The organism is Mesorhizobium sp. M0800 (genome assembly GCF_040320095.1).
Lineage (GTDB): Bacteria > Pseudomonadota > Alphaproteobacteria > Rhizobiales > Rhizobiaceae > Mesorhizobium.
Genome location: NZ_JAMYOZ010000064.1, coordinates 1 through 10,564, shown reverse-complemented (window position 1 = coordinate 10,564; position 10,564 = coordinate 1). Strand labels below are relative to the sequence as shown.

The window sequence follows — 10,564 nt, the reverse complement described above, 5'->3', positions numbered from 1 at the left end:
CAGCACCGTCATTTGCCCCACACTCTCGGCAGTACGGTAAAGGACAGCCAGATTGAAGCGGCCAGCAGCCATCCACTCCTCGAGCGGTCCCGTCATGCCCTCGTCATCTTAAGTGAGATTCTCGGCAATTCGCTTCTTGCCGATTCAAGCAGGGGACCGCTAAGGACGCGAGCGGCTCCGGACGGAATGCCAATGGTCACCTCTCCGGAAGGAGCAGCCACCGAGTTGGTCAGTTCCGCCTCAGTGAGCTGAATTTCCTTCAGGATGTTCCGCGCGCGCTCAAGCAGCTTGTCCCCGGACGCCGTGACGCTGACACCGGTCCTATCGCGAACGAGCAGTTGGGTGCCGAATCCTTCCTCTAGTTGACGCACATGCAGGCTCAGAGCGCTTTGAGCAACGTTGAGGGTCGCAGCTGCCCTCGTGAAACTACCTGCTTCGACGACGCCGACAAAGTATCTTAACTGCCTGATGTCCACAATCAACAAATCCAACCGGGGCATGATCCCCAGTGCCTTCTTTCCTATCTCGAAACGATTGGAGGGCAAGGCAAACCATCTGCCGCCGTCTTGAAAACCGGGCCCTGTCTGGCAGCCGACGGAAGGCAGGTCAGTTATTGCTGGCGAGCGCCAGGAGATCGTGGGCGCGTCGCACAACTGGCGGGTCAACCATCTTACCATCCAACGAGAATGCGGACAGTCCGCGCCCGCGGCATCGCTTCCGCGCAACGACGCGACGGGCCCACTCGAGTTCCCCCCGCGTAGCTCCGCACTGGCTGGATGTTCAGATAGGCATAGCAGTCAAAGCCGAGCTCATGGACCGCATCGGTGAGGGCCCCCTTCAACATCGCCTCTGTTCTTGCCAGCGACGAAATATCGGACAGCTTCTGGACCAAGTTCTCAACACACAAACCTCCTGAAATTTGCTCTCTGAAACTGATGCCGAGGTGTCTAAATTCATCTCCTCTTCGCGTTCTGCGGCGCGACAATCAAGGTGAGAGCGCGTATTGCCTCGCCCAAGAGTGTTCCCAAAGAACAATGCCGTTGCCTCACTCGGATGTTCTCGATTGCCTCACTGATTGTTCCCGAGATTTAGCCTCTGCCGATCCTGTGTTGCTCGGACGGCAGCCGGAAGGTCGCGCCTGTCAACGATATCGCCAACTGATGCCTGCCAGGCTGGATCGCTCAGCGCGAATCCGCATCCGATCAGAAAACCGACACCGAGGATGATCCACGGGTCGACGACGCCTAACGCCAAGAACCCAGTCAGTACCGCCGATGCCAACGCAATCAGCGACCGGCCGAGCCGGGTGAAACTGTCTGCAACGGCTCCGGCAAATACGGAGAGGATGAAGGCGGGCAGCGTGGATGAGGCTTGAACCAGCGCGACCATTAGATCGGAAGGTGAGACGGTGGCCATGAGCCAGCCAATGGCGACCGTGTGCATCATCCAGCCGAGGGATGAGACTTGGGTAGACAGCCGGTCGAGCGAAACGTCTGGTTCTTGAGAGGTGAACAGATCGATAGCGCTATCGCGTCCGCATCCACGTGCGCCCCGGTGCCCATCTTCCTGGAAACCTTTACATTGTACGCGTTCGCGCGAGCGACCGCTCGTGCGAACGCGGGGATAGTTCGGATACATCACTGCGGACTTTTTGGTTGGTGATCCGGCGCGCTGCAAACGCCCCATCCAACGCTTTTGAAAAAAGGGCGCCCTGCCGGGTAGGTAGGAGACCGGCAGGGCGCGCCGCGCACAAGTCCTGGTCGCGTGACGACCGGACAGCGGCGGGACGATATAGCTTTGCGTACCGAACCTTTTGCTGTCGCCGTACATGACAGCTCATGGGAACAGGCCCCCTTACCTGCGCTGCTCGTCGAACGGCATCGAGACAGATCGCCAAGGCAGCCTTCCACGTTCCGGAGTGGTTTTCATCACGGGTCTCAGTCAATTTGAGAATACGATTGTTTTATTTCCGTTGAGCATAATCCGCCGCTCCAGATGCAGTTTGGCGGCCCGTGCAAGGACACGGCTTTCGATGTCGCGGCCAGTGGCGACGTAATCCTCCGCGCTCATTGCATGCGTTACGCGCTCAGTCTCCTGATCTATGATGGGACCTTCGTCGAGGTCGGGCGTAACGTAATGCGCGGTCGCGCCGATAAGCTTCACTCCGCGCTCGTACGCTTGATGATAGGGCTTTGCGCCCTTGAAGGAGGGCAGGAAGGAATGATGAATGTTGATCATCTTGCCGAACAGGCGTGTTGACAAGTCGTCAGATAAGATTTGCATATATCGGGCCAAGATCACGAGATCAGCGCCAGTTTCGCGCACTAGACCCAGCAGCTTCTGTTCCTGCTTGGTCTTGTTGTCCCTGCATACCGGCCAGTAATGGTAGGTGACCCCATCCCGCTCGGCGAGCCCACGGCTGTCTTCGTGGTTAGAGACGATCGCGACCACGTCCGCGTTCAGCCAACCGACCTTGATCTGGTAAAGCAGATGAAGCATCGCATGGTCGAATTTCGACACCATGATGATGATCTTTGGCCTGCGGCGCGCATCGACAGTGTGAACACAAAAACCGAAGCGATCGATTGCCGGCTTGAGCGCACGCTCGATTGACGCGGTCGAAACTGACTCGTCACCTTCAAGGGCCAGACGCATGAAGAATCGATTGCTGGTGCGGTCCCAGAACTGGCTGCTCTCGGTAATGTTGGCGCCGAGCGCAGTCAGTTCGGTTGCGACAGCCGCGACGATGCCGGGGCGGTCATCGCAGGTTAGAGTTAGAATCTGGAGTTGGGACATTGTACCTTCGGGTCAAATCGATTTGGAGAACTCGGGCAGATAACAAAAAGGTCGCCGACGAGGCCGTAGTCGGCGACTTGGAAGATCGGCGCTTCCTCGTCCTTGTTGATGGCGACGATGACCTTCGAATCCTTCATGCCAGCAAGGTGCTGGATGGCGCCGGAGATGCCGACGGGCGATGTACAGATCGGGAGCAACCACCTTGCCGGTCTGGCCGACCTGCCAGTCGTTCGGCGCATAGCCGGGGCATCGACGGCGGCGGGAAGCGCCGATGGCGGCACCGAGCTTGTCGGCGACCGGTAGGATGACTTCCTGGAATTTTTCTGCCGAACCAAGCGCGCGTGCGCCCGAGATGATAATGCGAGCCGAGGTGAGTTCCGGCCGGTCGCTCGACGACAGCTGGTTTTCCGCGAAGGTGGATAGTTGCGGGTCGGCTGCCGCCGAGATCTGCTCGACGACAGCCGCATTGCCTTGGGAGGCGAACGGAAAGGAGGCGCTGCGCACCGTGACCACCCGCTTGGCGGCGGTGGATTGCACAGTCTGGGTCGCATTGCCGGCATAGATCGGCGCTTGAAGGTGTCGGGTGCCTCGACCGCGATGATCTCGGGGAACCTGCATCACGTCGAGCAGTGCAGCGACGCGCGGCCAGACGTTCTTGCCGGTGGTCGTGGCGCGACAAAGGTGTCGTAGCCGCCGGCGAACGAGACGATCAGTGCGGCGATCGGCTCGGCAGACGCTGTTCGAGTCCATCTGAGTCGGCCAGCAGGACGTGGCTCCGGGCCGATCGAAGAGACGATGATCTCCCGGGCCTTGCCGGCTTCCTTGATCCTGATCGCTTGCTCGACCGCGATCTCGTCGAACGGGTTAATCGCCATCGTGACGTTGGCGAGTTCAACCGCCGAACTGTCCGCCTTTACTCGGATCTTGACGTTGATATCCACTATCCGCTGACCGGGACTACGAGCGTCATGCTTTCTCCGTTCAGCGCGTGGGGACCGGTTCTTCGCCGCGATAATCATAGAAGCCTCGCCCACTCTTGCGGCCGAGCCAGCCAGCCTCGACATATTTCACGAGGAGCGGACAGGGACGGTATTTCGAGTCCGCGAGACCCTCGTGGAGCACCTGCATAACTGAAAAGCATGTGTCGAGGCCGACGAAATCAGCAAGCTGCAGCGGGCCCATCGGATGGTTGGCGCCGAGCCGCATAGCAGTGTCGATCGCATGGACTGAGCCGACGCCTTCATAGAGCGTGTAGATCGCCTCATTGATCATTGGCAACAGAATGCGGTTAACGATGAAGCCCGGGAAGTCTTCGGCCACAGTGAACGTCTTGTCGAGGCTTTCGATAAAGCGCTGCGCTGCGTCAAAGGTCGCCTTCTCTGTAACAATGCCGCGCACCAATTCAACAAGCTTTATGACCGGTACGGGGTTCATAAAGTGCATACCGATGAAGCGTTGCGGCCTGTCGGTCGCTGCCGCGAGCCGGGTAATGGAGATCGACGAGGTATTGGTTGCGAGAAGCGCTGACGAGCTTAGGACAGGGCAGAGTTGCTGGAAAATCTTGCGCTTGATCGTATCATTCTCGGTCGCTGCCTCGATAACCAGGTGCGCTTCCTTGAATTCTTCGAGCGCAGTTGCAGGAGAGATTCGTTTTAGCGCCTCTCGCGCTTCCTCCTCCTCAATCTTTCCGGAGGCGACCTGCCGCGCCAGATGCTCTTTGATCTGGGCGATCGTCTTTTCGATCCGCTCCTCTAAGATGTCATAGAGCCTGACATCGTAACCCGCGAGCGCAGTCACATGGGCAATACCGCTCCCCATTTGACCAGATCCGATAACACCAATTTTCGTGATGTTTCCCACCATATCGCAAATCCTTCCGGACATTCAGGATGGCTCGCATATCGTCAAACAACGCTTTCAAGTTGCGGAAGGATTTCGACAAGGTCGCCGATGATGTCGTAATCGGCGACCTCGAAGATCCGGGCTTCTCGTCCTTCTTGCGACGATGATCTTGGAATACTTCAGGCCGGCAAGGCGAAAGGGAGCCCCTAGTAGATTGGTTTCATCGCCGGAACGACTGTCGATCTCAAAGGTTCAGTGTCCACCGGCGCCCGTCAGGATCATATCGCACCCTCGGCCTTTAGCGCGCGATAGGTCGTATCAACTGATTTCGCAGTCGCGTCGACGATGATGTCGATCTCATCTCGGGTTATGATCAGCGGTGGGGCGTAGCCCAGGATATCGCCATGCGGCATGGCCCGGCCGATGACACCATTCTCAAGCAGAGCAGCGGCGGCACGCGCGCCGACCTGAAGTTCGGGCTCAAACGATACGCGCGCTTTGGGATCTCGCATGAACTCCACGGCGGATAGAATTCCGACGCCGCGAACTTCGCCGACAATAGGATGTCCCTCCAATTCGGCTTTCATACGGGAAAGCCAATATGGTCCGACATCCTGGACGTGCTCCAAGATGTTTCTTTCCTTAAGTACTTGAATGTTGGCAAGGGCGGCCGCCGCGCACAGCGTGTGCCCAGAATATGTCCAGCCATGCCCTAGAGGACCGTTCTTCTCCGTCCCTTCTTCCAAGACCGACCAAACGCGGTCGCCGATGATTGACCCGGAGATGGGGAGGTAGGCGGAACTCAGGCCTTTGGCGATGGTCACGAAATCCGGACGCATGCCATAGAGGTGGGAACCGAATTTCTCACCGGTTCGCGCGAAGCCGCAGACCACTTCATCGGCGATCAGAAGGATATCGTACTTGTCTAGCACCTCTTGAATGGCCGTCCAGTAGCCCTTTGGAGGCGGAACGATGCCGCCGGTCCCAAGTGCCGGTTCTCCGATAAAGGCTGCGACCGTATCTGGGCCCTCAGCAACAATAAGGGCCTCAAATTCATCGGCGCAGCGCTTGGAGAAGGCTTCTTCAGTTTCGCCCTCATGCGCCTGGCGATAGTAATGTGGCGTCGTTGTATGGCGCACCAGATCCAATGGAAGGTCGAAAAATTTGTGAAAGAACGGAAGGCCTGTCAGGCTACCGGTGATCAGCCCGGAACCGTGATAACCGCGATGTCGCGAGATTATTTTTTTCTTGTCGGGGCGACCGAGGATGTTGTTGTAGTACCAGACGAGCTTGATATTGGTCTCGTTGGCGTCGGAACCGGACAGGCCAAAATAGACCCTTTGCATGTTCTGTCCGAAATATTCGACCACGGCCTCCGCCAAACGGGCAACAGGCTCCGTGCCTTGGCTGGCATAGACATGAGCGAACGGCAGTTCGTGCGCTTGCTTGGCAATGGCATCAGCGATCTCCGTGCATCCATATCCCATGTTGACGCAGTAGAGCCCGCCGAAACCGTCGAGGCTCTTTCGGCCTTCAGTATCCCAGATGTAGACGCCTTCCGCTCCGACCATAATCCGGTTCGGCGTCTCGCCGCGGCTGTGTTTTGCCAAGTGCGTGGACGGATGAAAGACGAAGCTCCGATCCTTCTCTTGGACTTGCTTGGTTCCCAGATTGGTCAGGTTCATCGCCCCTCTCCTCTTTTCTCATTTGTCGGAGAACACTCGGTCGCCGCCCTCTAAGCCGTGAATATACCGGAGGACACGCCTCACGTTCCACGGCAATGCGCGTCTGCGGCCGACGAATTCACGGAACTTTGGCCAACGTCCGTGGAAAGCACGGGCCCCGGAAACTCACCGCTCTCTTAGTGCGGACGAGGGTATCGGCGAATTGGATTTTACGGATTTCGTCACGACAAGGCTATAATATTGGTCGATCCCGAGGCCTAGCTGCAGCAACCCCTCCATGAATTCCTGATAAGCAGCCATAGAGGGAGCTGCAACGCGCATCAGGTAATCGACCCGGCCCCCGATAGCCCAGCAGTCCATAATTTCGGGGATGCCTTGAATCGCGGTCTCAAAGTGTCGTTGGTCTTCGAGGCGGTGACGATCCAGCACCACCTCCACCATCACGAAAACCACGCCCACCGTGAGGGATGGACTCAGCCGCGCGTAATAGCCTTCAATAACTCCTGCTGTTTCGAGTACGCGGAGCCGCTCCGAGCAGGCCGACGCCGACAGATGAACACGCTTCGCAAGCTCGCTTTTCGATATCCGACCGTCTGCTTGCAGCTCCGAGAGAATTCGAAGGTCCCAATTGTCCAAGCGCACAGTGTTTAGTTTCGACTTCATGGCCTTGCCGGGCTATTTACGTTTAGGCGCTGCTTTTTGGGTCTGCGCCAATTGTATCCATGGTGCCGACGTGCCAGCCAGCGTTGCGTTCCTCGCAGGCGGTGCTGGCGCACGCATGGGCCCATTCGCACAGCTTGCCCAAACAAAAGCACAGCTTCTCACTGCCCTTTCGGAGTCTATGGATAAGCGAGGCAGGACGGATTGCCTAACGGGAATAATCAAACACCGATGTTGCGCGCGATGCTATCGGCAGCCATGCGCTTACGCCACTCAATCGGCCCGGAATTGTGAACCGAATTTCCCTCAACATCCACAGCCATGATCACAGGCATATCCTGGACCTCGAATTCATAAATGGCTTCCATGCCCAGGTCTTCAAAGGCAACGAGCCGCGCCGCTTTGATCGATTTCGATATCAGGTACGCAGCGCCACCCACTGCGATTAGATAGGGCGTCTTGTGTCTGACAATCGATTCAATGGCCGTTGGCCCCCTCTCCGCCTTACCGACCATGGCATAGAGGCCAGTCTCGGCGAGCATCTTTTCAGTAAAACCGTCCATGCGGCTGGAGGTTGTTGGGCCAGCCGGCCCCACGACCTCACCCCTTACCGCGCGGACTGGTCCGACATAGTAGATCACGCGTCCTCGCAGATCGACCGGAAGCGGCTTACCGGCATCGATCAGGTCGACCACTCGCTTGTGGGCGGCGTCACGACCCGTCAGCATCTTTCCGGATAAGAGAAGGGTGTCCCCGCAGCGCCACGATGCTGTCTCTTCCCTCGTCAGCCCATCCAAGTTGACCCGGCGGACGCCGGTTGTCTGCAAGTCTTCATGATCGATCTGGGGCCATTGGGAAAGGTCGGGCGGTTGGAGTTGCGCTGGTCCTTTACCGTCCAATGTGAACGTCAAGTGGCGGTTGGCTGCGCATTGCGGGATGAGTGCCACGGGCTTAGACGCCGCATGAGTTGGATAAGTTGCAACCTTGACATCAACCACGGTGGTCAGACCTCCGAGGCCTTGGGCTCCGATGCCTAGCGCATTAATTCTTTCATAAAGCTCGATCCGCAGCGCCTCCTCCGCGTTTGACGGCCCCCTGGCGATCAGTTCCGACATGTCGATCGGCTCGTTCATGACCTGCTTGGCAAGCAGCATCGCCTTTTCAGCGCTGCCACCGATGCCGACCGAGATCAGGCCGGGCGGACACCATCCGCTGCCCAGCGTCGAAACGGTGTCGACTACCCAGTCGGCAACGGACGCACTGGGGTTCAGGGTGGTGAAACGCGCCTTGTTTTCGGACCCGCCCCCTTTTGCGGCGATGGTGATCTCTATCTGGTTGCCTTGCACGAGCTCGACGTGGACGACTGCCGGCGTGTTGTCCCGCGTGTTCACCCGCCCGGCAAGCGGATCCGAGACGATCGATGGTCGGAGGGGATTGTAGGGGTCGAGATATGCTTGGCGGACGCCTTCATTCACGAGGTCCGCGAAACTGGCCGTTGACTGAATGCGGGTGCCCATGCCGACCTTGGCAAAGACCACCACGAGACCGGTGTCCTGGCAGATCGGCCGCCGCCCAAATGCCGCCATCCGCGAATTCAGCAGAATCTGCCCGATGGCGTTCTTTGCCGCCGCGCTCTGTTCGCGGGCGTATGCCTGCGAAAGGTACCGGATATAGTCTGGAGGATGGTAATACGAGATGTACTGAAGGGCGTCGGCGACGCTCTTTGTAATGTCTTCGCCGGCAATGGTGCGTGTCCTTTTGCTCACCAGCTCTTACCCGAATGACCCAAGCCCGTTGACCAGTTTCAAGTTCTGGAAGCTTCGCATGCCCTGCTCGCCGCCTTCATACCCATAGCCGCTCTGTTTGACACCTCCATAAGGCGCATCCGCGGAAACCCCTTTCAGGTAATTTATGCTGACAGCGCCAGCCGAAACACCGCCAATCAGCGTCCGTTTCGCATTGGCCGCGCCGGTGAAGAAGTAGGCGGCCAAGCCATACTCGGTGGCATTGGCTTCCTCGATAGCCTCCTCGATCGTGTCGAAAGGCGCCACGGTCAGGATCGGCCCGAACGGCTCGTCATGAAGCACTTTCGCATCCTTTGGCACCCCTGTCAGGATGGTTGGCGGCCAGTAGAAACCCGGCTGGTCCAAGCGGGCGCCACCGGTCTCGACGCGGGCGCCGCGATCCACCGCGTCCTTGACCAGACGCTGCATGGCCTCGATTCGCCGCGCGTTTGCCATCGGCCCCATATCCGTCGCTGGGTCGTCAGGTGGGCCGATCTTGATTTTGCAAGCGGCTTCGGTCATCCGGGAAAGGAACTCCTCATAGATCGGGCGGGCGACGAGAATCCTGCTGGGCGCGTTGCAGCTCTGGCCCGCGCACTCGAATTTGTATTCCGAAATTGCCGGAACGGCCTTTGTGAGATTCGCGTCCTCGCAGACAACGACTGGGGAGTGCCCACCGAGTTCAAGGATGCACCGCTGCAAGTTATTTGCGGCAAGCTTGGCAAGATGTTTTCCAACAGCGGTGGAGCCCGTAAAGGTCAGGATCTTTACGATTGGCGAGTTGAGCAAATGTTCAGAAATTTGCGCCGGCACGCCGAAGACGAGATTGATCACGCCGTCCGGGATACCCGCCTGGCGCAACGCTTCGACAATGTAGATGGCGGCGCTTGGTGTCTCTTCAGCCCCTTTGAGGATCACAGGACAGCCTGCCGCAAGCGCTGGGGCAAGCTTGCGGGCGATAAGCACGGCGGGATAGTTCCACGGCGTGAAGGCAGCGACCACACCGAGCGGCTCAGGGGCAATCATTCGGTTCGGGCCATGTGGAATTGGGGCCGACAATTCTTCGGCGTGTTCACCGTACCACTCAAGCGTTTCGACTGCGCGCGCGTACTCGCCCGTTGCTTCGGCAATCGTCTTGCCCTGCTCTCTCGACAAATCCTTGGCTGCGTCTCCCACCTTCGTTGCCAGGATTCTTGCGGCCGCGACAAGGATTTCGCCGCGATCCTTCGGCGGTCGGGAGGACCAGGCCCGGCGTCTGCGCTCAGCAGAAGCAAGGGCCTCGTCCAGATCCGAAGCCGACGCCGCGGCCACCGAGCCAAATACCTGCTCTGTCGCCGGGTTGGTCACCGTCAGGGTTCCACTACCGTCTCGCCAACTGCCGTTGATGAAAAGCTGATAGGTGGTGGCATTGGACATCGCATGCTCCGCTTGAATGAATTTGCCAACCTACGAGAACGGCCGATAACCGAACCGTGCCTCGCTCCTCTGCGATTTCATCGCGATAGTCGCATGCGGTCAAATATGGAATGTCGCCCAAAGCCATCTCGAATCCAGATTGATACCGCTCAAGCACCCGCGGCGGAGCGACAGACTGGAACTTGGTTTCGGATGTGCCTAGGCCCGGTCCGGAACCGTGGCTGACCAGTGCCTGCCCTCGATCAAAGTCCTTACGACCTTGGGGATCAGCTTGCGGACCGCGGAGACGGCTGGAGAGCGCTCATCCTTCGGGTTGACGGCAAGCACCACGGAACGGGTAATCACCGGATCAATGATTTTGACCGCCCGGACTTGGCCTTG

7 protein-coding genes and 4 pseudogenes are annotated in these 10,564 nt (G+C 58.5%); all 11 read right to left on the bottom strand.

Annotation, left to right across the window (positions count from 1 at the left end; all coding sequences use genetic code 11):
* Nucleotides 1-476, bottom strand: a pseudogene (locus NKI18_RS33000) (LysR family transcriptional regulator); the annotation flags it as partial.
* A gap of 640 nt (nucleotides 477-1,116) precedes the next feature.
* Nucleotides 1,117-1,562, bottom strand: a pseudogene (locus NKI18_RS32995) (MFS transporter); the annotation flags it as partial.
* A gap of 379 nt (nucleotides 1,563-1,941) precedes the next feature.
* Nucleotides 1,942-2,796 (bottom strand): formyltetrahydrofolate deformylase, encoded by an 855-nt coding sequence (gene purU, locus NKI18_RS32990; RefSeq protein WP_353022002.1) that lies wholly within the window; start codon nucleotides 2,794-2,796, stop codon nucleotides 1,942-1,944.
* A 12-nt stretch (nucleotides 2,797-2,808) separates the two neighbouring features.
* Entirely contained in the window at nucleotides 2,809-3,546 is a 738-nt protein-coding gene (locus NKI18_RS32985) for an electron transfer flavoprotein subunit alpha/FixB family protein (RefSeq protein ID WP_502900802.1), read from the bottom strand.
* Between the two features lie 26 nt (nucleotides 3,547-3,572).
* A pseudogene (locus NKI18_RS32980) lies at nucleotides 3,573-3,809 on the bottom strand (hypothetical protein); the annotation flags it as partial.
* Entirely contained in the window at nucleotides 3,778-4,659 is an 882-nt protein-coding gene (locus NKI18_RS32975) for a 3-hydroxybutyryl-CoA dehydrogenase (protein ID WP_353021999.1), read from the bottom strand. The gene NKI18_RS32975 and the pseudogene NKI18_RS32980, both read right to left, overlap by 32 nt.
* 257 nt (nucleotides 4,660-4,916) lie before the next feature.
* A complete protein-coding gene (locus tag NKI18_RS32965; RefSeq protein WP_353021996.1) occupies nucleotides 4,917-6,323 on the bottom strand; it encodes an aminotransferase in 1,407 nt (468 codons plus the stop codon).
* A gap of 165 nt (nucleotides 6,324-6,488) precedes the next feature.
* Entirely contained in the window at nucleotides 6,489-6,986 is a 498-nt protein-coding gene (locus NKI18_RS32960; RefSeq protein ID WP_353021993.1) for an Lrp/AsnC family transcriptional regulator, read from the bottom strand.
* 218 nt (nucleotides 6,987-7,204) lie between these two features.
* Nucleotides 7,205-8,749: a fumarate hydratase gene (locus NKI18_RS32955; RefSeq protein WP_353021991.1), complete on the bottom strand. Its 1,545-nt coding sequence runs from the start codon at nucleotides 8,747-8,749 to the stop codon at nucleotides 7,205-7,207.
* A 6-nt stretch (nucleotides 8,750-8,755) separates the two neighbouring features.
* Entirely contained in the window at nucleotides 8,756-10,183 is a 1,428-nt protein-coding gene (locus NKI18_RS32950; protein ID WP_353021988.1) for an NAD-dependent succinate-semialdehyde dehydrogenase, read from the bottom strand.
* A gap of 198 nt (nucleotides 10,184-10,381) precedes the next feature.
* Nucleotides 10,382-10,564 (bottom strand): annotated as a pseudogene (locus NKI18_RS32945) (LysR family transcriptional regulator); the annotation flags it as partial.